This window comes from Pseudoalteromonas sp. SWYJZ19 (genome assembly GCF_015864375.1).
In the GTDB taxonomy this organism is placed as follows: domain Bacteria; phylum Pseudomonadota; class Gammaproteobacteria; order Enterobacterales; family Alteromonadaceae; genus Pseudoalteromonas; species Pseudoalteromonas arctica.
Genome location: NZ_JADYXI010000014.1, coordinates 114,129 through 137,271, shown reverse-complemented (window position 1 = coordinate 137,271; position 23,143 = coordinate 114,129). Strand labels below are relative to the sequence as shown.

The 23,143-nt window shown below is 38.8% G+C and carries 18 protein-coding genes; 15 read left to right on the top strand and 3 right to left on the bottom strand.

The annotated features are described in order from the left end of the window. The first annotated feature begins 639 nt into the window (after positions 1–639). The 5 genes from I6F45_RS14685 (at position 640) to ihfA (ending at position 6,436) form a co-directional block, all read left to right on the top strand. Positions 640–1,695, top strand: a complete 1,056-nt coding sequence (locus I6F45_RS14685) for a DUF2066 domain-containing protein (RefSeq protein WP_024593071.1) — start codon at positions 640–642, stop codon at positions 1,693–1,695. Further along, positions 1,695–2,405, top strand: a complete 711-nt coding sequence (gene hda, locus I6F45_RS14680; protein WP_007580342.1) for a DnaA regulatory inactivator Hda — start codon at positions 1,695–1,697, stop codon at positions 2,403–2,405. Before I6F45_RS14685 ends, hda begins: the two co-directional genes overlap by 1 nt. Positions 2,406–2,750: 345 nt before the next feature. Then, complete coding sequence (gene pheS / locus I6F45_RS14675; RefSeq protein WP_002960692.1) at positions 2,751–3,731, top strand: phenylalanine--tRNA ligase subunit alpha; 981 nt, start codon at positions 2,751–2,753, stop codon at positions 3,729–3,731. A 15-nt stretch (positions 3,732–3,746) separates the two neighbouring features. Beyond that, positions 3,747–6,134 carry a phenylalanine--tRNA ligase subunit beta gene (pheT, locus tag I6F45_RS14670; RefSeq protein ID WP_024593070.1) on the top strand — a complete coding sequence of 796 codons (2,388 nt, stop codon included), beginning with the start codon at positions 3,747–3,749 and terminating at the stop codon, positions 6,132–6,134. 2 nt (positions 6,135–6,136) lie between these two features. Continuing rightward, entirely contained in the window at positions 6,137–6,436 is a 300-nt protein-coding gene (gene ihfA, locus I6F45_RS14665; RefSeq protein ID WP_002960690.1) for an integration host factor subunit alpha, read from the top strand. Between the two features lie 287 nt (positions 6,437–6,723). Here ihfA and I6F45_RS14660 read toward each other — a convergent pair whose 3' ends face one another. Then, positions 6,724–7,524, bottom strand: a complete 801-nt coding sequence (locus I6F45_RS14660) for a DUF2989 domain-containing protein (protein WP_024593069.1) — start codon at positions 7,522–7,524, stop codon at positions 6,724–6,726. A 174-nt stretch (positions 7,525–7,698) separates the two neighbouring features. Here I6F45_RS14660 and I6F45_RS14655 point away from each other — a divergent pair, with 174 nt between their 5' ends. The 10 genes from I6F45_RS14655 (at position 7,699) to ccoG (ending at position 21,086) form a co-directional block, all read left to right on the top strand. Then, entirely contained in the window at positions 7,699–9,141 is a 1,443-nt protein-coding gene (locus tag I6F45_RS14655) for a glyceraldehyde-3-phosphate dehydrogenase (RefSeq protein ID WP_007580346.1), read from the top strand. Positions 9,142–9,324: 183 nt separating this feature from the next. Next, complete coding sequence (locus tag I6F45_RS14650; RefSeq protein ID WP_165728872.1) at positions 9,325–10,452, top strand: M14 family metallopeptidase; 1,128 nt, start codon at positions 9,325–9,327, stop codon at positions 10,450–10,452. 376 nt (positions 10,453–10,828) lie between these two features. After that, positions 10,829–12,331, top strand: coding sequence for an alanine/glycine:cation symporter family protein (locus tag I6F45_RS14645; protein ID WP_024593066.1), 1,503 nt, complete (start codon positions 10,829–10,831; stop codon positions 12,329–12,331). A 139-nt stretch (positions 12,332–12,470) separates the two neighbouring features. After that, positions 12,471–12,797 carry a hypothetical protein gene (locus tag I6F45_RS14640; protein WP_024593065.1) on the top strand — a complete coding sequence of 109 codons (327 nt, stop codon included), beginning with the start codon at positions 12,471–12,473 and terminating at the stop codon, positions 12,795–12,797. 1 nt (position 12,798) lies between these two features. Then, complete coding sequence (locus I6F45_RS14635; protein WP_007378333.1) at positions 12,799–13,080, top strand: YeaC family protein; 282 nt, start codon at positions 12,799–12,801, stop codon at positions 13,078–13,080. Beyond that, positions 13,070–15,751, top strand: a complete 2,682-nt coding sequence (locus tag I6F45_RS14630; RefSeq protein ID WP_197160905.1) for a DUF349 domain-containing protein — start codon at positions 13,070–13,072, stop codon at positions 15,749–15,751. The genes I6F45_RS14635 and I6F45_RS14630 overlap by 11 nt, the downstream gene beginning before the upstream one ends. Before the next feature lie 367 nt (positions 15,752–16,118). Further along, positions 16,119–16,673 carry a DUF1439 domain-containing protein gene (locus I6F45_RS14625; RefSeq protein WP_165728869.1) on the top strand — a complete coding sequence of 185 codons (555 nt, stop codon included), beginning with the start codon at positions 16,119–16,121 and terminating at the stop codon, positions 16,671–16,673. A 68-nt stretch (positions 16,674–16,741) separates the two neighbouring features. Beyond that, entirely contained in the window at positions 16,742–18,046 is a 1,305-nt protein-coding gene (locus I6F45_RS14620) for an ABC1 kinase family protein (protein ID WP_197160903.1), read from the top strand. Between the two features lie 93 nt (positions 18,047–18,139). After that, the gene (locus I6F45_RS14615) at positions 18,140–19,558 is read left to right on the top strand and encodes a sigma-54 interaction domain-containing protein (RefSeq protein WP_197160900.1); all 1,419 of its coding nucleotides are present in this window, start codon (positions 18,140–18,142) and stop codon (positions 19,556–19,558) included. Between the two features lie 145 nt (positions 19,559–19,703). Next, positions 19,704–21,086, top strand: coding sequence for a cytochrome c oxidase accessory protein CcoG (gene ccoG, locus I6F45_RS14610; protein WP_024593060.1), 1,383 nt, complete (start codon positions 19,704–19,706; stop codon positions 21,084–21,086). A 67-nt stretch (positions 21,087–21,153) separates the two neighbouring features. Here the strand turns inward: ccoG and I6F45_RS14605 are convergent, their stop codons facing one another. Both I6F45_RS14605 and I6F45_RS14600 read right to left on the bottom strand, forming a co-directional pair. Next, positions 21,154–22,074, bottom strand: a complete 921-nt coding sequence (locus I6F45_RS14605; protein ID WP_197119434.1) for a M14 family metallopeptidase — start codon at positions 22,072–22,074, stop codon at positions 21,154–21,156. Positions 22,075–22,188: 114 nt separating this feature from the next. Further along, positions 22,189–22,926 (bottom strand): hypothetical protein, encoded by a 738-nt coding sequence (locus I6F45_RS14600; protein WP_024593058.1) that lies wholly within the window; start codon positions 22,924–22,926, stop codon positions 22,189–22,191. Positions 22,927–23,143 lie beyond the last annotated feature (217 nt).

Here is a 23,143-nt window from a genome sequence, read left to right as displayed (position 1 = left end):
CTCAGTAGTGAAACGAAACAGCGCCGATGATAGTGTAGCATTTGCTATGTGAAAGTAGGACATTACCAGGCTTCAAATTGTAGAAAGCCCGAATCTAACGATTCGGGCTTTTTTACGTCTGCAGAAAAGTAAAATACGTGCAATTAATACACACTCACATCAACACCCATCACGTAGGGCGGGCGCAGCGACTCCCGACGCTAAAATCATGAAAAATCTCCGCTCAGCAATGAATGCGCAGCATTTTCACTATGACTCTCCACCGCTGTGGGCACTATGACATTATACAAGCTTCAAATTGTAGAGAGCCAACATCTAAAAATTCGGGCTCTTTACGTCTGCAGAAAGTAAAATGTGAACCAATAACGAACAATCAATGCCATAACATCATCGAGTAATTGCATTAAATACCTTCATGATGAAACTAAACCCGAAAGGTTCTCGTTTTTGAAAAGTGTAGTAAGGTTAAACGTAGGTGAATAGCGTACTACTTATTTAACTATCTTAATTCATATTTAATCTTTTTTACTTTCTATAAAAGCTAATTACTCTCATTTCCTTAGATAACAAATTTAATTTTGCTTTGTTACTGTCTTTGATTTAGGATCAAATCAGTTTAAAACCAAGAACTAACAGCCTGTGTATAGATTATTAATTAGCGCCATATCCATTTTATTTTGTTTTTCTGTGTCGGCAGTTGAAGTAGCTGATCTATATCAAGATATTTTAAAAGTGGATGACAAAACACGAGACACTCGATTAGCTGCGAGTCGTAAAGCTTTGCTCAATGTTTTAGTGAAAGTAAGTGGTGATGAAACTGCGGATCAAAATAAATTAGCGCAGCAACGTACTAAAGATATTTCTGATTATATGCTTAAGTTTGAATATGACGAGAGAGCAAATGGACAATTGAAACTCGTTGTTAAATTTGAAGCTCGAAAGATCAACGCGCTAATCAAAGAGTTAAACTTACCTTTATGGGGAGTACAACGCCCATTAGTCGCAATATGGTTAGGTATTGAAGACAATTGGCGCAGAGAATTAGTAACACAAGAAAGTTACCCGCAATTAGAGCAGTTAATTTATGACAAAGCAGGACGCCGTGGTCTGCCTGTCGTTGTGCCATTACTTGATTTACAAGATAGACGTTTAGTAGGTATTCCTGAGGTATGGGGTAACTTTTCAGAACCAGTAGAAGAGGCCTCTAGACGATACAGTGCTGAGCGAAGTATTACAGCAAGAATGTATAAAGAAGCGGATAGCGAAAATTGGATTTTAGATTGGCGTTTTACTAATGATGATCAATTTGATTCAAATAGATTAACGGGCGATAAGCAGCAAATAGTGAGTCAAATGATTGATACCTTAGCTCGAGGCCTTGCAAGCGAGTACGCTATTGATCCAAATGCTTATTATGAACAAGCCGCGGCCACGCTAACATTAAAAGGCACGCAAAGTTTTGTTGATGTTGAATTAGCAAAACAAAGATTATTGAACTTAAGCGTTGTTACGCAAGTTAAAATTGTTCGTAAAACACCAGAATTTGTAGAATTTAAACTAAACCACACTGGTAACCTAAGCGATCTTAAAAAAGGGTTAGGGTTAGACTCCTCATTTAAAGATTATGAGGATCCACGCGCTTTTTATCATGTTGTTGATAAAAATAGCTTAGAGTATCAATGGATAACGCCATAATGCTAACTTCTGAGCCGATGCAAATGGCATTACCGGTTACCTTGCCGGATGACGAAACATTTGCATCGTACTTTGGTGGGGAAGATTCGTTAGAGGTTAACCATTTAAAAGATAGCTTTTCGAAGTTAGCTAAAAAGTTTCAGTATACTTATTTATGTGGGTTAGGTGATTCGGGTAAGTCTCACCTTTTGTATGCAACCTGCATTAAAGCACAAGAGCGTGGCTTATCTAATATGCTGCTGTCTATGCGCGAAGTAATTGACTTTGGACCTATGGTATTAGACGGTTTAGAAGCGCTTGATGTTCTATGTATTGATGACGTGCATTTAGTTGCAGGCAATGATGCATGGGAAAAAGCACTATTCAACTTTTTTAACCGGTTTAACGAACCCGGAAAAATGTTAGTAGTAACTGCCGATTTACTTCCTAGCATGCTTAATATCTCGCTGCCTGACTTAGAGTCTCGCTTAACGTGGGGAACAACCTTTCAAATTCGTTCTATGAGTGATGATGATAAAGCACAAGCACTTGTTAAGCGCGCTCATATGCGCGGCCTTGAATTAAGTGATGAGTGTGCACGCTTTTTACTAACCCGTTTAAGCCGTGATATGCGTGCTTTATTAGATGTACTCGACAAATTAGATCATGCATCTATGGCAGCACAGCGAAAATTAACTATTCCTTTTATAAAATCAACGTTAAAGCTGTAGTAGGTCTAGAATCTAGACCCTTCTTTCAGTTATCATAAGCTATTATCAGAGCGTGTTTACCTTTCCTGATTGGAATTTGTTTAACTTAAGAGTGCTTTAATCGCGTCGTGAGGACTTTAGCGTAGTATTTATATGCGAAACCCGAACAACAAAGAAAGTAGCCTCCGAGATAAACACTTCAAACTGCATGTGTTTGGTCTTTATTTAGCGTTATTGCATCACTTATGTAGGAAACTACAGTCCAATGCTTAACCTTATTTAATAACCAACCACACTGTTGTAAAGCAATCTTGAAAGGCCAACACGCTCTTAAGCAATCACCTTCTGTGAAAGGTCAGGTATCGAATGAACTTAGAAAACATATTAGCGCAAGCACTTGAGGCGGTAGCCAGTGCCAGTGAAATAGCGCAGTTAGAAGATATCAGGGTTAATTACCTTGGTAAAAAAGGCGAAATCACTAGCTTACTTAAAACGTTAGGTAAAATAGCACCTGAAGAACGTAAAGAAGCAGGCCAAGTTATAAACCAAGCTAAACAAGATGTACAAGCTGCTATCAACGAAAAGCGTGAGTTGCTAGCAAGTAAAGCACTTGAAGAAAAACTAGCTGCTGAAACTATAGATGTAACTCTACCAGGGCGTGTTATGCCTACTGGCGGTTTACACCCAGTTACGCGCACTATTGAGCGCATAGAAAGCTTTTTCGGTGAGTTAGGTTTTGAAGTTAAATCTGGTCCAGAAATCGAAGACGATTTTCATAACTTTGATGCGCTAAATATTCCAGAGCACCATCCAGCACGTGCTGATCATGATACCTTTTATTTCAATCCTAAGTTAGTACTACGTACTCAAACAAGTGGCGTGCAAATTCGTACTATGGAAACTGAGCAGCCACCACTGCGCATTATTTCACCTGGACGTGTATACCGTAACGATTACGACCAGACACATACACCTATGTTCCATCAGGTTGAAGGTTTAATGGTTGATACCGATGTTAGCTTTACTGAGCTAAAAGGTATTTTGCATGATTTTTTACGTAACTTTTTTGAAGAAGATATGGAAATTCGTTTCCGTCCTTCATTCTTCCCGTTTACAGAACCTTCGGCTGAAGTAGATGTTATGGGTAAAGACGGTAAGTGGTTAGAAGTACTAGGCTGCGGCATGGTACATCCAAATGTACTTAAGTCTGTGGGCATTGACCCAGAAAAATACACCGGCTTTGCTTTTGGTATGGGTGTAGAGCGTTTAACTATGTTGCGCTATGGCGTAAACGATTTGCGTGCATTTTTCGAAAATGACTTAAAATTCCTGAACCAGTTCCGTTAAGAGTGAAACAATAAAATGAAATTTAGTGAAAAGTGGTTAAGAGAGTGGGTTAATCCTGCTATTGATACGCAAGCTCTTTCGGAACAGCTTTCAATGGCTGGTCTAGAAGTTGATGGCGTTGAGCCTGCTGCTGCCAAATTTAATGGCGTAGTTGTAGGTGAAGTTGTTGAATGTGGACAACACCCAGATGCAGATAAACTGCGTGTTACCAAAATTAACGTAGGTGGCGATGAGCTACTTGATATCGTGTGTGGTGCACCAAATTGTCGTTTAGGTATTAAAGTTGCTGTTGCAACTGTGGGCGCTGTACTGCCTGGTGACTTTAAAATTAAAAAAGCCAAACTACGCGGCCAACCTTCAAACGGAATGCTATGTGCTTTTGTTGAGCTAGGTATTAGCGAAGAAGGCGACGGCATTATGGAATTGCCAAGCGATGCACCAGTAGGCACTGATTTACGTGACTACCTAGGTCTTGATGATAATATTATAGATGTTGATTTAACACCAAACCGTGGTGACTGCTTAGGTATAAAAGGTCTAGCACGCGAAGTAGGCGTTTTAAATAGTATTGACGTAAACGTATTAGATATTCCAGCTGTTACTCCAACAATTGATGACAAAGTATCAATTGAGCTAGTTAATGAAGATGCATGTCCTCGTTACCTTGGTCGTGTGATAAAGGGCATTAACCTTGATGCAGAAACACCACTTTGGATGGTTGAAAAATTACGTCGCAGTGGCGTACGTTCAATCGACCCAGTAGTTGATGTTACTAACTATGTATTACTTGAACTTGGTCACCCAATGCACGCGTTTGATTTAAATGCGATTGAAGGTGGTATTAAAGTACGTAGTGCAAACGCAGGTGAAGAACTTGTTTTATTAGACGGTAACACCGCTAAATTAAACGACACAACACTTGTGATAGCCGATCATAACAAAGCACTTGCAATTGCAGGTATTTTTGGTGGTGAGCAATCAGGTGTTACAGATAAAACATCTGATATATTACTTGAAAGCGCATTTTTTAATCCTGTAGCAATTGCAGGGCAAGCACGTAGCTACGGTTTACACACTGATGCTTCACACCGTTATGAACGCGGTGTTGATTTTGCTCTACAACATGATGCAATGGAACGTGCAACAGCACTTCTACTTGAGATTGTAGGTGGTCAAGCAGGCCCAGTAGTTGAAGCTGTTGCGGCTGACAAACTACCAAAAGTGACTGAAGTACGTCTTCGTCGTGCACGTTTAGACCGTGTTATTGGTCATCATATTGATGATGCTAAAGTAACAGATATTCTTATGCGTTTAGGTCTTGATGTTAAAGTAGAAAATGAAAGCTGGAGTGCGGACGTACCAAGCTACCGTTTTGATATTCGCATCGAAGAAGATTTAATTGAAGAAGTAGCACGTGTTTACGGCTACAACAGCATTCCTAATGTTGCACCAACTGCAAAACTTAAAATGACGACACATAACGAAGCAACTATTGCGCTTAGCAAGTTCCGCAATACGTTAGTGACTCGTGGTTACCAAGAAGCAATTACATATAGCTTTGTAGACCCTAAAGCACAAGCTATTTTACACCCAGAGTGTAAAGCAATGGTATTACCGCACCCTATTTCAATTGAAATGTCAGCGATGCGTGTAAGTTTAATGCCGGGTTTATTAGCGTCTGTAGCGTATAACCAAAATCGCCAACAGCCTCGTATTCGTTTATTCGAACATGGTCTTAAATTTATAAGCGACGAAAGTGCAGAAAATGGTGTTTACCAAGTACCGGTTATTGGCGGCGTTATTACGGGTCTTGTAAATGGTGAACATTGGGTTGAAGAAAAACGTAACGTTGATTTTTACGACCTAAAAGGTGATGTTGAAGCCTTACTTGCAATTACTAATGACGTTACTCGCTTTGAAATTAAAGCCGAGCAGTCAGATGGACTTCACCCTGGTCAATCAGCTGTAATATATGTTGATGGCAAAAAGGTTGGTTTTTTTGGTGCTTTACATCCTCAAGCTCAAAAGTCGTTAGATATCAACAACGCAACTTTTGTTTTTGAAATTGAAATGTCAGCAATAGAAAAAAGAAATTTACCGCAAGCAGAAGGGGTGTCTAAATTCCCTTCAAATCGCCGCGACATCGCGATTTTAGTGGCAGACAGCGTTAAATCTGGCGACATTTTAAGCGTGATCGAAAAAGTTGGCGGAAATCAATTGGTTGACCTAAACTTATTCGATGTGTATAAGGGCAAAGGTATTGAGCCAAATTATAAGAGTTTGGCGATTGCTCTAACACTGCAAGCGGTTGATAGAACACTCGAAGAGAAAGATATCAATCTAGTAGTTGATAACGTGGTGGCCGAATTGGCCGAACAGTTTAATGCATCGTTGAGGGACTAGATATGGCGCTTACTAAAGCCGACATAGCTGAACACCTATTTGAAAAGCTCGGGATCAATAAAAAAGATGCCAAAGATTTAGTTGAAGCGTTTTTTGAAGAAATCCGCTCAGCGCTAGAAAAAGGCGAGCAGGTTAAGCTCTCTGGATTTGGTAACTTTGATCTTCGAGACAAAAAAGAAAGACCAGGCCGCAACCCGAAAACAGGCGAAGATATTCCTATTTCGGCACGTCGCGTGGTGACTTTTCGACCAGGTCAAAAGCTTAAAACCCGCGTAGAAGTGGGCACAAGCAAAGCAAAATAAAAAAAGGCAGCGTAAGCTGCCTTTTTATTTGCCTGAATAACCTAGTTATTAAATTATACCAACCTGCATAAATCTTTGATCAATTTAACGAATTAAATTGCACTACAACGTCGTTAAAAACGTTTTATTTACGACTGCATGGATGCAGGAGGTAGAGCAATGCAGGGAGCAATTGCCGAGAACAACTAGATACAAAAATTTTTGCCTAGTTCTAGCGTAATTTCCTTAACGTTAAATAGACCCCATATATAAACAGATTGGTATTAGGTTATTTTTGCGATTATAAATTAAAACTCTCGAGGAGATACAAAATCACCTGCCATTATTTGCTGAAATGTTTGCTCTGCAAGTACATCTAGGCTGTCTAAGCTTTTACCATTCGTTATTAATTGCTGCTCAATTTCAAACACGTCAATATTTTCAATCCCCGACATTTGCGCTACTTTAGAAAATATATATGCATGCTTAAATTTATCATGTTTATAAAAAAGACTAATAAGTGATGTATACACTTCAGGATTCGGTACGTTGTCTTTTTTATTGAGTTCTAAAGTTTTATAAAGCAAATCGATGGTTTTTTCATCGTCGAACTTAATATAGTACGATGCTAAAAAAAATTGCATTTCGGCACTTTGCGTTACACTTTTGTCATTTTCTATCGCCAATAATTTAGTCAGTGCGTTTTGGTTATTATTTCGTGACCATTGGTAGTAGAGCAAACCTGGATGGTTCGTATTCTGGGTATCTTGATATAACCGAGTCATTTCTTTAATGCTCGTTAATTGACCGTCAATACGTGACGTTTTTTTAGCTTTTAACTTAATATGTTCAATTTTGGCAGCCACAGTTATACATTGGTTATAGGATTCAAAGTCTTTGAGTAATTGGTATTTATTTTCATCAGTAGGGTCTTTGTATTCTATGTAACGTTTGATAATTACATCAGAACGCTCATCCTTGCAGTGACTGTCTTTGTTTAAGTCGCTACAAAAGCCAGGTGTTTCTTTGCACACTTGTGCGAGTGTCAAGGGCTCTTCACACCCTGTCAACGTTAGCAAACCCAATAGTACACTTGCTTTTTTAAGCATCCCTTAACCCCAAATGAATATCTACCTTGTTATTCTAACGCAATCATTTAACGCCTAACAGTAGAGAATAACTTCAGATTAAATTAGAATAGCCCAGCCTGAAGTGCATTACTCTCAAAATATAGTGCATTTTTAAAGGCTATCCGTTCAAAATGATAAACTTAGGTAAATAAAATGACCTCATCTCACGAGTTAGAATACACAAATAGTTGGCAAGAGCGCCAAGATTACGCAGAAAGCATGCAACCAATCATTGGTAAACTTTACCGTAATCGTGGTATTGAAATCGCTGTATATGGCCGTCCTCTCGTAAATGCCAGTACTATAGATATTATCAAATCTCACAAAACCGTTGCTCAGTTTGAAGGCACTAAATTACGTTTGCGTGAAAGCTTCCCATTTTTAGAAGCTATCAGCAAAATGGAATTAAACTCTGCACGTATTGATATTGGTAAGCTTGCATATAGTTATTTGTTCACTGAAGCTGCAAAAGGCCGCTCAGTAGAAGAATTTGTAAAAGATGAACTTGCAGAAATAGCTGACTTACCAGCGAAAGAACCACGCGATGTTGTATTGTATGGTTTTGGTCGTATTGGTCGTTTACTAGCGCGTTTATTAATTGAAAAATCAGGTCCATATTCAGATTTACGTTTGCGCGCTATTGTTGTGCGTGGCGGTAAAGATGGTGATCTTGAAAAGCGTGCAAGCTTACTGCGTCGTGATTCAATTCACGGTCCATTCAATGGCTCAATCACTATTGATAAAGAACGTAACGCAATTAAAGCCAACGGTAGCTACATTCAGGTTATTTACGCCAACTCTCCTAGCGAAATTGATTACACTCAATACGGTATCGACAATGCATTAATTGTTGATAACACCGGTATTTGGAAAGACGAAGCGGGCCTTGGCCAGCATCTAGAGTGTAAGGGCGCTGCAAAAGTATTATTAACAGCTCCTGCAAAAGGTAATATCAAAAACATCGTATATGGTGTTAATAACAAAGATATTTTACCCGAAGATAAAATTGTTTGTGCAGCAAGCTGTACAACCAATGCAATTACACCAACGCTTAAAGCACTAAACGATAAGTTTGGTATTAATAATGGCCATGTTGAAACTGTACACTCGTACACGAACGATCAAAACCTTATTGATAACTACCACAAAGCAGAGCGCCGTGGCCGTGCCGCAGCACTTAACATGGTAATTACTGAGACAGGGGCTGCAAAAGCGGTTTCAAAAGCATTACCAGAGCTTGAAGGCAAATTAACAGGTAACGCAATCCGCGTACCTACACCTAATGTGTCGCTAGCTATTTTGAACCTTAACTTAGCAACAAGCACATCAGTTGAAGAGCTAAACGCATTTTTACGCGATACTGCACTTCATTCAGACTTACGTGACCAAATTGATTACACAGCATCAACGGAAATTGTTTCTACCGATTTAGTCGGTAGCCGTTACGCAGGTGTTGTTGATTCACAAGCAACGATTGTTGAAGATAACCGTATTGTTTTATATGTATGGTACGACAATGAGTTTGGTTACAGCTGCCAAGTAGTTCGTTGTATGCGCGATATGGCCGAAGTGTCATTCCCAAGCTTACCTCGCTAATTTATTTGCAGTGACTTAAAAGCCAGCATGTTGCTGGCTTTTTTGGTCGTGTATTATTTTTAAAGCGTATGCCTTGTGATAGGCTTTAATTAAGAAAATGCACATTCGTTTTACTATTTACAAAATAATGTCAGTTCTGTGAATTAATAAGCAGATAAACTTATTCAACCTAAAGGTTTTTTCATGAAAATCAGCAGCAATTTCGACAGTGGTAATATCAAAGTTATTGAAGCCACCGATCCTTTAAATATTCAATTAGAAATTAATAAAGATCACCAGTCTGAATTTTATCAGTGGTTTCACTTTCGTCTTGAAACAACACCTTACCAATTGCATAAGTTAAATATTAATGAGCTTGATAAATCAGCTTACCCAGATGGTTGGGAAGGGTATCAAGCCGTTGCATCATATGACCGTCAAACATGGTTTCGTGTACCATCAAACTATGAAAATGGCACATTAAGCTTTGAAATTGAACCAGAGTGCGGCAGCGTATATTTTGCTTACTTTGCACCATACAGTTACGACCGTCATTTAGATTTATTGTCTTGGGCACAAAGCCAAGGCGCTTGCCAACTAATAACGCTCGGTGAAACACTAGATGGCCGCGATATGAGTGTGCTTAAAATTGGTGAGCCAAGTGAAGATAAGAAAAACATCTGGATCACAGCACGTCAACATCCAGGTGAAACAATGGCGCAGTGGTATGTAGAAGGGCTATTGCACAAATTACTTGATGACGAAGACCCACATGCAGCTGCACTATTATCTAAAGCAGTATTTTACGTTGTACCAAATATGAACCCTGACGGCAGCGCACGCGGACATCTGCGTACTAATGCTAAAGGTGTTAACTTAAATCGTGAATGGCAAACACCAAGCATGGAAAATAGCCCTGAAGTTTACTTAGTACTTAATAAAATGCGTGAAGCTGGCCTAGATATGCACCTTGATATACACGGTGATGAAGCTATCCCGTATAACTTTGTTGCAGGCAGTGAAGGTATTCCAAGTTACGATGCACGCCTTAAAGGCCTAGAAGATAGCTTTAAAGCAGCGCTTTTAACTATTACTCCAGAGTTTCAAGATGAACATGGCTATCCAAAAGATGAGCCCGGCCAAGCTAACCTTACAGTAGGCTCATCAGCTACAGCTGAAGAATTTAAAGCATTAACGTACACAATTGAAATGCCATTTAAAGATAACAACGATTTACCAGATCCAGATTACGGCTGGTCTGACCGTCGTTCATATCAGTTTGGTCAAGATACATTAGCGGCTATTGTTAATGTTGTTGATAATTTAAGATAAAACGTTTATTTGAAGGGTATCAATAGTTTTGATGCCCTTTTTACTTTTAGTAAACCCCCTTTTACAAAAAATAATAATCATATAGCAACTTCATTTCAAAACGTTTTTAACGTTTCTTCGCGGCGTATCATCACCGTATCGGTACAAATCAATCTACTTTCATTTAAATACAACTGACGTGGTGCATTACAATAGCTACGTAATTAGATATTTTGAAAATTAAGTGTTAACAAGGTTGGGGTACTTAAGTTAAGATTAATTAAATAATGAGTCGGGACGGGAAAGGTAAAACCTTATTTCGTGAAACTTATGTTGCGTAGTAGCTAAAGCTGAGTCTCGTAATTAAAAATAATAAATATAACTATAGAGGATATCCATGGAAGCTTTTGTAAGCGCTGTTAATGATGTTGTTTGGAGTAATGCACTCATCTATTTATGCCTAGGCGCAGGCTTGTTTTATTCAGTGTTAACTCGATTTGCTCAAGTTAGACATTTTAAAGAAATGTGTAAACTATTATTTAGTCCTAACACGTCAGATAAAGGTATCTCATCTTTTCAAGCCCTTGCAGTATCGTTATCTGGACGAGTAGGTGTAGGTAATATCGCAGGTGTTGCAGCAGCTATCGGTTTTGGTGGGCCAGGTGCTATTTTTTGGATGTGGGTTGTTGCTTTTCTAGGAGCAAGTACCGCATACGCAGAATCTACTTTAGGCCAAATTTATAAAACAGAAGAAAACGGGCAATATCGTGGTGGCCCAGCATATTATTTTGACCGTTGTTTAGGGCAAAAATGGCTAGCTGTGTTATTTGCTGTTTCGGCAATTATTGCCTGTGGTGTTTTTCTGCCCGGCGTACAAGCAAATGCGGTAGGTAATGCGTTTACCCAAGTATTTGGCGATGGAAATATGGTCACTACTAGCTTTGGTGACGTAGGCAGCTTTAAGTTAGTCGCATTGGCAATTATCCTTATTGTTTTAGCATTTATTATTTTTGGCGGTATAAAACGTATTGCTAACTTTACGCAAATTGTGGTGCCATTTATGGCGCTTGGTTACATAGTATTGGCACTAATCGTTGTATTTTTAAACTTAGATAAAGTGGGCGATATATTTTATTTAATTATTAGTGATGCATTTACCGCGCAGGCCGGTTTTGGTGCTGCTATTGGTTGGGGCGTCAAACGTGGTATATATTCTAATGAAGCAGGCCAAGGTACTGGGCCCCATGCAGCAGCTGCTGCAGAAGTAGACCATCCTGCTCAACAGGGGTTAGTACAAGCTTTCTCTGTTTATGTTGATACCATCTTTGTGTGTACAGCAACAGCGTTGATGATTTTAATAACGCAGCAATACAATGTTGTGGGTGAGTTACCAGCAGGACAGTTTATTGTACAAAATGTTGATGCAGCCACTGAAGTAGGCTCAGCAGCCTTTACTCAAATGGCTTTATTTAGTGTATTTGGCAGTTTTGGACAAGCATTTGTGGGTATTGCATTGTTCTTCTTTGCCTTTACTACAATACTTGCTTATTACTTTATTGCAGAAACTAATATTGCATACTTAAATCGTTATTTTAAAGGCAGTATCCCGCTTGTTATCGTGAAATTTGTGATTATGTTTATGGTGGCATACGGCATGGTTAACAATTCAGGTTATATTTGGACTATTGGTGATATTGGCGTTGGCTTAATGGCTTGGATTAACATATTAGGTATTTTAGCTATTTTCTTCGTAGCTAAGCCTGCTTTATTATGTTTAAGTGATTATGAAGAACAGAAGAAAAAGGGCGGAAAAATCACATTTGACCCAGTTAAATTAGGTATTAAAAATGCCACTTTCTGGGAAAAACGCCTAGCAAAACAGTCAAAAGACGCTGAGTAATTAAACTTAGTGAGTAACTTGGATGTTTATCGTTTCTAAATCACTTATTGGTTTAAATTCAAAAAAGACAACGAGAAATAAAACAAGTACAATAAAGGCGCCGAAAGGCGCTTTTTTTATGCGTAGTATGGAGAGAAGTATGGCGATTATTCGTTGCCCAAAATGTGCAAAATCAATTTCAGATAAACATAAACAATGTCCGCATTGCGAAAGTAACATTGCAGAGCTAAACGACGAGCAAGTTTTACAGCTTCAACGCGAACAGCGAATTAAAAAAAAGCAGATGTTTCTAAATCACTCCTTTTTGGCGCTTATCTTATTTTTAGGTGGTTTTTTCTGTTTGTACTTTTTACAACCGCAAGAAGAAACGCTTCAGTGGTATGCTTATACTGCCGCAATTGGCGTAGGTTGTATTTGGTATATTATAAACCGTATTATTTTAGTGACTCTAAAAAAGAAAAAATGACATGAATATCGACAATCTTGTACAAAATATTACTCCCGAATTATTCGAACGCTTGCAATACGGTGCTTCTACTGGCAAATGGCCAGATGGCACCGTTTTATCAGATGAGCAAAAGCAACAAACAGTGCAGTTGGTTATGTTGTATCAAGCAAAGGTGGCTCAATCTAATGAGCAATTTACGATTGGTGCTAATGGTGAAATGATCCAAAAGACAAAAGCTCAACTACAAAAAGAATTCAAATCAGACAACGAAATAGCTAGGTTTAGTGAACATGATCTTTAAGCACCTTTTTACACCGAAGTGGAAACACCCTAAGCAACAAGTACGTCTTGATGCTATCGAAAAATTAGACATTGAACGTGATGCAACCATATTAAACACGTTAGCACTTGAAGATAGCTCAGCTGAAATACGCCGCAAAGCACTACAAAAAGTAAACGATTTACCACTTTGGTGGAAAGCGTATAAACAAGATCAGGCATTAAAAGATATAGCAGAGCTGCAGATATCAAATGCTGTTTTAAATAGCGAAAGTGCACTAACACCGCAAATTAAAAATGAATACATTGAGCGCTTTGCGCCAGTAAAAACACTTGAAAAGTTAGCGTTTGCAGAAAAAGAGCTGCAAGTACGCGTTAAATTATTAAAACGTTTAGCAAATCCAAAACTAGTAGAAAAAGCATTTAAAGAAGGTAGCGAAGAGCTACAAACTCAATTAGTTGAACTTGTTATTACTCATCAATTAATTAAGCCATTAGTAAAACATGCAAAGGGTGGAGCAAAAACAGCACTTGAAACGCATATTGAAAATGAACGTCTAGCAATAGAAAAGCCACTTGAAGTAGAGGGTGCAACACGTATTATTTTAGCGAAGTTAAATGCTTTACGTGAAAAAACAGACTTTGGTGTTGTTAATCCACAAGCAGGCGAGCTAATGGCTCAATGGCAAGCACTTGAGCTTAAATGGTTAAGTGATGAGCGCGTTAAGCTGCTTGATGAAAAATATACTTCGATTACCACTAAGTTAAATGCACATATTGAGCAGTTAAAAGCAGTACACGACAAAGAGCAGCAACAATTAGCACAGCAGCAACGCCAATTGCTAGCCCTTGCAACGCTTGAAGCTTTAAGCGAGGAAATTGAAAATGCCTTACAACTTGGTCTTGAAACGCCAGAGCAAATTCAACAAGATTGGCTTGATGCAAAAGTAGCGCAAGCTAAGCACGCTATTAGCGAAACAGAGCTTGCTAATAACACGCAATCAAAACTTGCTGTAAGTAAGTTAGAAAAGTTATTTACTCAAGTTGCTAAGCTACCTCAGCTAACCGCTGCCATTAAAGAGTACAAGCTCGCTTTTACAGCATTGTGTGAAATTAAACCAGCAGAAGACTTAGCGCAGTACGATGCTACTTTAACTGAGTTTAACAATGGCTTTAAAGCAGCGCGTAGTCATTTAAATATTTTAGATGGTGCACTGCAAAGTACGTTTAAAACACAGTTAAATGCGCATAAAAAGCAATTTTTAGCACCAATGAATGAGCTCGTTAAGCCGCTTGAAAAAAACCAAAGCCAAGCAAAACGCAAAGCACGTGATGTTAAACGCCTAATTGAAGAAGGCCGTTTTAACGTTGCTTTTGGCGTATTTAAAGGGTTTGAAGAGTTATTTAATACCCTTACTGAACAATACCAACAGCCGCTTGTAAACATAAAAGCAGAGCTTGAAGCGCAACTTGCAGATGCTAAAGATTGGCAAAAATACGCTGCAGCACCAAAGCGTGAAGCCTTATTAGAAGAAGTAAGCGCATTAGTAAGCGAAGAGTGTACAGACCCACAACAACGTGCTGAGCAGGTAAAAGCGTTACGTAAACGTTGGAATGAGTTAGGTCGTTTAGATACAGACGAAGAGAAGCAACAAGGCATTCAGTTTGATGAAAAAATCGAGCTATTATTTGCACCTTGTCGTAGTTACTTCGCAGAGCAAGAAGTACAACGCGAAGCCTCAAAAGCACAACGCGAAAGTATTATTAGCGATATGCATGCACTTCATTTACAGCCTACTGCTGAGGATGATTTTGATTGGAAGCAATATGAAAGCCAATACAATCGTTTGAACAAAGCTTGGCGCAGTGTAGGTAAAGTTGATCCTAAAACATACCGTACATTAAATGATCGTTATAAAAATGAGCAACAGCAAGTACTCGCTTTATTAAACGCATTTCATAAAAGTAATGCCGCACTTAAAAATGAGTTAGTAGAAAAAGCAGAGCAGTTGTCACAAAGTGATGATTTAGCCGCTGCATGCCAAGAGTTGAAGCAAATGCAGCAACAATGGCAAACCATTGGTTTCGCAGGTTTGAAAGCTGAAAATGCGTTATGGCAAAAATTTCGTCAATTTAACGATGAAACATTTACTAAGCGTAGTAGTGAGTTTGAACAGCAAAAACTTGAGCAAAACGAGTCAGATAAGCAAGCCGTTTCAGAACTTGCTGAGCTTGAAGCAGCACTTAGCGATGTAAATCAAAGAGCACAGTTGCACGACCTAGAAACAAAAGTGAAAGGGTATGCACAGTTTAGATCGTTAGCGCCAAAAGTGACTAAGCTACTAGCGGCCATTGAAGATAAACTTGCATTGCTTACAAGTAAATCAGAGCAAGCTAATTTAGATGCGTTAATTACGGCACTTGAGAACAAAGAAGCGTTACCAAGTCAGTACCAAGCACCGCTTAAAACAACATTAAATACTGAACAGCTTATTACGCGCATGGAAATACTAGCGAACGTAAGCTCAACTGATAAGTCACTTAGAATGGCAGAACAAGTAGCCATGCTAGATGACAAGCACCGTGGCGAACATGCTGATTTAAACTATTATTTAAAACAGTTACTAGCGCTCAGTGGCGGTTCAGTTGAACCTGACACACTAATGCGACTTAAAGCGATACTTGCAGCTTAATACACTAGGGCGTGTTGATCTTTCGTGGTTGAATTTGCAGACTGTTTGGTATTTAGGCAAGGCAGAGTCTATGTAGTGTGGTTATTCCCCATAAATAGGCGATAACGCAGCATAAATGCCAAACATGCGCTGCCCTTTGGGTTCTTTCTAGGGACGATTAACTCTTTGTTGCTCGGTTTTGACTTAGCCCGCTAGGTTACAAACCTCACGCCGCGATTAAATCGACCCTAGATTGAACAAATTTCAATCCACAAAGGTCAACACGCCCTAGAACCAGTTTAATATATACTGGTAGTATTTTAATAAGCCGCTTTAATAGCGGCTTTTTTATAAGCATCATTACTTCATTATAAATAAAAGGGTCCTCATGAGAATTTTAGTTATTATTGCAGCGTTATTTTTAACTGCCTGTAATACCACGCAAGGCATATCAGTATATTCATTTACTAACTCAGAGGTTGAGTCTGTACTTAGTAAACAATTACCAAAGTTAAGTGAAAAAGTGAGCTTAATGGGCTTACCAGTTCAGTTTGATGTAAATGATTTGAGCGTAAACATTGGTCCAGAAAATCGTGATGTGGTTGTACTTGGTGCTGACACAAGCGCAGAAATTAACGCTTTTGCGTTAAAATACCCAGTACGTTTACAGCTTCAAATTGAAGGCAGCCCATTTTACGACAGTGAGAAAAATGCGGTGTTTTTACGTAATATTAAGTTACTTGATTCGAGTGTAGATGCCGGTGGTTTTAGCGGTAATTTAGGCGCACTTGATAGCCAAGCAATGGAAGTAATTAATGCCTTTTTAGCAGTAAATCCTGTGTATACATTAAATATGGACGATCCTAAAATGGTTTTATTAAGCAAGCTACCGCTTGATATACAAATTGTTGAAGGCGCAATTAAGCTAGTACCTAGTCTATAAGTAGATCGACCTACTTAAAATATACGTACTTATTAGCCTGACTCTCAGGCTAATAAGGTTTTAATATTATGGCGGCTCCTCGAACTGTTCCCACCTCTCGACTTTCTCGCTTTGCAAAATTAGGCTCACTAGCAACAGGTGTTGCAACCAACATGCTAGTTGATGGTGCTAAGAGCGCACTAACGGGCAAAGGTTGGGATAACAAAAGTTTATTACTACAACCTAAAAATATTGAAAAACTAGCTACACAGCTCTCACATTTACGTGGTGCTGCAATGAAGCTAGGGCAATTACTCTCAATGGATGCCGGTGACTTGCTCAGTCCTGAATTAGCTCAATTACTTGCTTTGCTACGCTCAGATGCCAACCCAATGCCTCATAAGCAACTTGTAGAGGTATTAAAAGAGCAATGGGGGGATGACTGGCTAGCGCGTTTTTCTCATATTGAATTAAGACCTTTTGCTGCGGCTTCTATTGGGCAAGTACATTTAGCTTATAAGGAGAATGGTGAACAACTGGCTGTTAAAATTCAATATCCTGGTATTGCAAAAAGTGTTGTGAGCGATGTCGACAATGTTATTTCGTTATTAACGCTTTCTCGATTATTCCCAAAAGATCTTAATATTAAACCGCTTATTAGTGAAGCCAAAGCTCAGTTATTGGCCGAGGCTGATTATAAGCTGGAGGCTGATTATTTAACACGTTATAAAAATGTATTAGCAACTAATCCTCATTTTAAAGTACCTAACGTATATCCAGAGCACAGCACGCAGCAAGTACTTACCATGGAATATGTAAAGGCTGAGCCAATTGAGAGTATTACAGAGCTACCTAATAACCAAAAAAGCTTTGTTGCAGCACAGCTAATTGATTTGTTTTTTAAAGAGATGTTTGAATTTAAACTCATTCAAACAGACCCTAACTTTGCCAACTTTCACTATCAGCTTGATACTCAAAAAATTGTCTTATTTGATTTTGGTGCAACGCGAGAAATATCATCTGAGCTTAGCCACGCTTATTTGGCCTTATTTAAAGCGGGCAGTGAAAACAACCGAGAAGGAGTGCTTAGAGCGGCTTTACACATTGGTTATTTTAAAAATGACTTGGTTGATGAGTATAAAAATAACGTTATTGATTTATTTTTAATGGCATGCGAACCGCTAAGAGTAAATGGTGAATTTGACTTTAAAAACAGCGAACTAGCGCTAAAAATTAAAAATGCAGGGCTTGCCCTCAGTGCGCAATCACAGCAATGGCATACACCGCCGGTTGACGCATTATTTATTCATCGAAAGCTGGCTGGGCTTTATTTAATAGCTGCGCGATTAGGTGCAAAAATAGATGTAAAAACACTGTTTAAGCATTATTTATAGCGTTTTAATGAGCACCAGAGTGCATTTTAAGTAATGAGTGCGCTTAGTTTAAAAAATTGTCATAATGCTCGCGATATTTCGCGAGGTGTATTTATGATAAAACAATTTTTAAACGATCCTAAATTATTGCTAAACGCAGTAGGTGAGGGCATATACGGTTTTGACCTGTCGGGTAATGCGGTGTTTATTAACCCTGCCGCTGAGCGCATGACAGGTTGGCGATCAGAGGAGTTATTAGGTAAAAAAATACATCAATATCATCACCATACTCATGCAGATGGTACGCCTTATCCTGCGGATGAATGCCAAATATATTGCACCATGTTTGATGGAAAACGTCGTGAAGTTAAAAATGAAATTTTTTGGCGTAAAGACGGCAGTTCGTTTGCAGTAGAGTACACTTCAACACCGGTTTATCGAAATGATCAATTAATTGGTGCAGTAGCAGTATTTCGCGATATATCACAGCAGCAACACACACAAAATGCACTGCAAGAGGCACTTGAGCAAGTAAAGCATTTAAGTGAGCAGCTAAAAGATGAAAACAACTACTTAATTGCAGAGCTTAACGAAGATTGGCAAGACTCAGGGCTAGTTGGACAAAGCCATATTTTTCAAACCATGTTAGATCAAATAAAACTGGTAAGTGAAACCGACAGTACAGTGCTTATACTTGGCGAAAATGGCACAGGTAAAGAGCTAGTAGCCCGTAACTTGTATCGGTTAAGTAAACGTAGCGAGCAAGCTTTTATAAAAGTAAATTGCGCTGCATTTACACCGAGTTTGCTAGAATCAGAATTGTTTGGCCATGAAAAAGGTGCGTTTACAGGTGCAAATGAGCGTCGTAAAGGGCGCTTTGAACTTGCTGATAAAGGCACCTTGTTTTTAGATGAGATAGCAGAGCTGCCGCTTGAGGCGCAAAGTAAATTACTGAGAGTCCTGCAAGAACAAGAGTTTGAACGTGTGGGTGGCAGCAATACGCTAAAAGTAAATATTAGAGTGATTGCAGCGACTAACCGCGACCTGTGGGAAATGGTACAAAAAGGCACGTTTAGAATTGATTTGTATTATCGGCTTAATGTATTTCCTATAAAAGTACCCGCCCTTAAAGATCGAAAAGAGGATATTCCTTATTTATGCGCTAATTTAATTGCGCAGATAAATAAACGACTGGGTAAACACTTAAAAGGACTAAGTAAAAAAGCAATTACACAGCTGCAAGCCTACAATTGGCCAGGCAATATTAGAGAGCTGCAAAATGTACTTGAACGCGAAGCTATTTTATCTAATCAGGCTGTACTACAGCTAAGTCAGCCTTTGCAAGCGGGTGGTGAAGTAGTTATTAACCCTTCACTTACGCTTGATGAGGCCCAAAAGCAGCATATAACCTCTGTTCTCGCGTTATCGCACTGGCAAATATCGGGTGATAAAGGGGCAGCAGTTAAATTGGGCTTACCTGAGAGTACACTACGCTCAAAAATGCGAAAGTTAGGGATTGATAAAAATTCGTGATATATCGCGCAGCGCGTTTAATATCGCGAATTCTATTTTACTGCGTTGAAATAAACTGTTTAATATCAATGATATAAATAAAGTTTCAGCTTGGTCTGAAAGTTGCAAATACTTGCATAATACCCGTCATTATGAAGCAAGTACTATGAAGTTTGATATTAAAGAAGAAGACATGATCATTAAGCCCTATAACACCGAAGGGCCAATTTATATCCGCGAGCAAAAAGGATTTTTTCAGCGCATACGCCGTAATTTAGGTTGGCTGTTAATGCTAACTTTTATTGCAATACCGTGGATCCAATATAACGGACAACAAGCTGTGCTGCTTGATGTGGCAACGCAAACTTTTACTATTTTTGGTCTAACACTCCTTCCTCAAGATTTTATGATTTTAGCCCTGCTATTTATGGTGGGGGCTTTTGCATTATTTTTTGTAACTAACTGGCTTGGTCGGGTTTGGTGTGGTTATACGTGCCCGCAAACTATATGGATGCTCATGTTTTCGTGGGTAGAGCAACGCATAGAAGGCACTCGAAATCAGCGAATTAAATTAGATAAATCACAGTGGACGCTAAGCACTTGGCGCAAAAAAATAACTAAGCACAGTGCGTGGATTGTTATTTCAGTTTTAACCGCTACCTCGTTTATGGCATATTTTATTCCGGCAAAAAGTTTGTATATGGAAATGCTTACGTTTGAGTGGTCAGGTATAACGAGCTTTTGGGTGTTTTTATTTGCTTTTTGCACCTACGGTAATGCTGGGTTTTTACGCGAGAAAATGTGCACAATTGCTTGCCCTTATTCTCGTTTTCAGGCTGTTATGTTTGATAAAGATACGTTGCTTGTTACATATGATAACGAGCGAGGTGAAAGCCGAGGACCACGTAAACGCAAAGCTGATCCAAAAGAGCTTAACTTAGGTGACTGTGTAGACTGTAACTTGTGTGTAGAGGTATGCCCTGCAGGAATAGACATTCGAAATGGATTGCAATATGAATGTATAAACTGTGGCTTATGTATTGATGCCTGCGACGATACCATGGAAAAATTTGGTTACGAAAAAGGCTTAATTAAATACGCGAGTGAAAAACAAATGGAGGGAGGCAAAACCAATCCATTTAGATTAAAGCTAGTAGGGTACGGCGCATTAACAGCTTTGTTAATCATTTCTATGTTTGCATGGATGCTGCAACGTACACCAATAGAAGCCTCAGTACTACGAGATAGGAATGCGCTCTACAGAGTGAACTACGAGGGCTTAGTAGAAAATCCTTACACACTTACTATTATTAACAAAACACAGCAGCCTATGCATTACAGCATTGCTATTGAAGGATTGGCAGGCGCTACGCTTACAAGCCCTAAGACAACACTTGTACAACCGGGTGTAATGAAGAGTATACCGGTTACCGTTACAGCTGATGGCTACGACATTGAACGAAAAGTAACTAAACTTAAATTTATAGTAACAGCGCAAGAAGATGCCAGCATCACTATAACCAAAGACAGCCAGTTTTATAAAAACTAAGATTGGTAAAGTTTCATAAAAAATGCCCAAGTAGATATTCTCCTTGGGCATTTTTTATATGCAGTTTTTATTGCGTGTTTGTACTTATATATTTCAGTGCGCTTGTTATAACGGCGACTTGTGCCAAAATACATTCTTCATCTGTTGCAGTTGGGCTATCTGGGTACACTTCTGTAGTAGTTACATAGGGTGCATCAGTAAAGCCCATACATAAACCTAACTCTCGAGCTGCATAGTTAATCACACCAAATTGCTCTTGAGGTACGCCTATTAGCTGGTTGTTTTCATCGCTCGGTGCAATATGAGTGACTTTTGCAACGCTTTCTATAATGACTTTTTGAAACTCCGGCTCAGGCTTTTTGGTATCTGCAACTAAATAAAACCCATCAGGTATGTTCCAGTTATTGTTAGTAGTGCCTTCACGCGCAGCAAGTGCGGGTCTAAATTCACTGTTATCGCTGTCAGTTGTTTCGTGTAAATCAATATGAGCGACTAAGTCTACATCGAGTGATTTTACAAACGCCATAATAGCGGCTGACTCTTGAGCTGGGCTGCCCTCGTAAAATGAGCGGTTAGGATCAATGGCGTCTGGGTTCCAGCGGTTTATAGTTTCATATCCCCAAGGGCTAATGCAGGGTGCAATTATAATATTAAACTGTTCGCAATATTGCATAGCCGATGTTTTAGCAAACCTAAGTGCGCCATGTACGCCACTGGTTTCATAGCCATGTACACCACCGGTGATTAAAACAGTTGGTTTATTAGCATTAAAGTTAGGCGTTTTTAATATGTATAATGGGTAAGTGCCAGCGGCGTAATTAAGCTCGCCGTATTGCTCTATATCTAAGGTGTTTTTAAGATCATTAATTAGCGTTACGACTTCGTTTTGGTAACTGCGTTTAATGTTTTGGCGCGCTAACCACTGGGCTTTATCGTTGTTATTCCATTTTTTGCCAGGTGTGCCAATAGGGTATGTGCTGTTAGTCATAATAAACCTTTATATCAATTGTTATTAGCTCTCCTGTAAATAAGGAGGTCAACTACAATTGGTAGAGTTACTTAATAAAGGCGTAGCTTAACGCTGAGTAAATTAGCGTGCAAATTAAAACGTTAAAGTCATATTTTTTATAGCGCGCGATTGCTGGGATTTAATATAGCTTTGGTTAGCGTATTCACCCGAAATACTACCGAATCGATCGCGTTTTACACTAATTGTTAAATCACACGTTTTACTTTGATCTACTTGCGAGCTGCTAAACATATCTAAACTTTGTAAATTTATTTCAAGGCGAGATGAATTAAGCGCAAAAAATGTTGACTGCAAAAGCGTTTCATTATTATTGGTAGTGCAACTACTGCTAAGTTCTACTTGGCTTGTACTGTTAGGATCAGTGCCATCTAATTGAACTGTAAGAGTACTATTAATACCAAAATTTTGACTGTTACTCGGGGTTAAAATAATAAAATTTAAAGGCAACTCCACGCTCGAATTAGCATTTATGCCATCATCCCGTTTAAATTTTATATCAAACTGTTGGTTATCGTCAGTGGCATTTATATACGCTTGGTAATCAACGTCTAAAAAGTCGGTATCTTTTGTAAGTACAATAGCAGTGCTATTAACAACAGCTTGTAATGAGTCGCTATCGCTTAAAACAATGTTAGAGCCATTAGCATCGCCTGCATTTAGTTCTGCGTTAACACGCGTGCGGTTACCGTCAGAAACTAGTTCAAAACCTGCCCAAATACCTTGTGTTTTTACTAAATCCGACTCTGTTTCTGACGTGCAAGCGCATAATGCTAAAATTAAAGCCGTTGTGGTAATGCATTTTTTAAGCATGTTAGCTCCTTTAAACCACTTAATTAGGCTGTAAATAATTGTTTAATTGGGGATATACCTAACAATTATATGAAGTGTAAGTTTGTATATGTGCATTGTTACACAACAAGCTATCTATAAATGTTTAAATTTGTTAACGGGTGTAAATAAAACATTAATCACCAGGTTTAAAAACTAACTTACCAATTAAATTGTTTACTAAGTAAGCATCGATTTA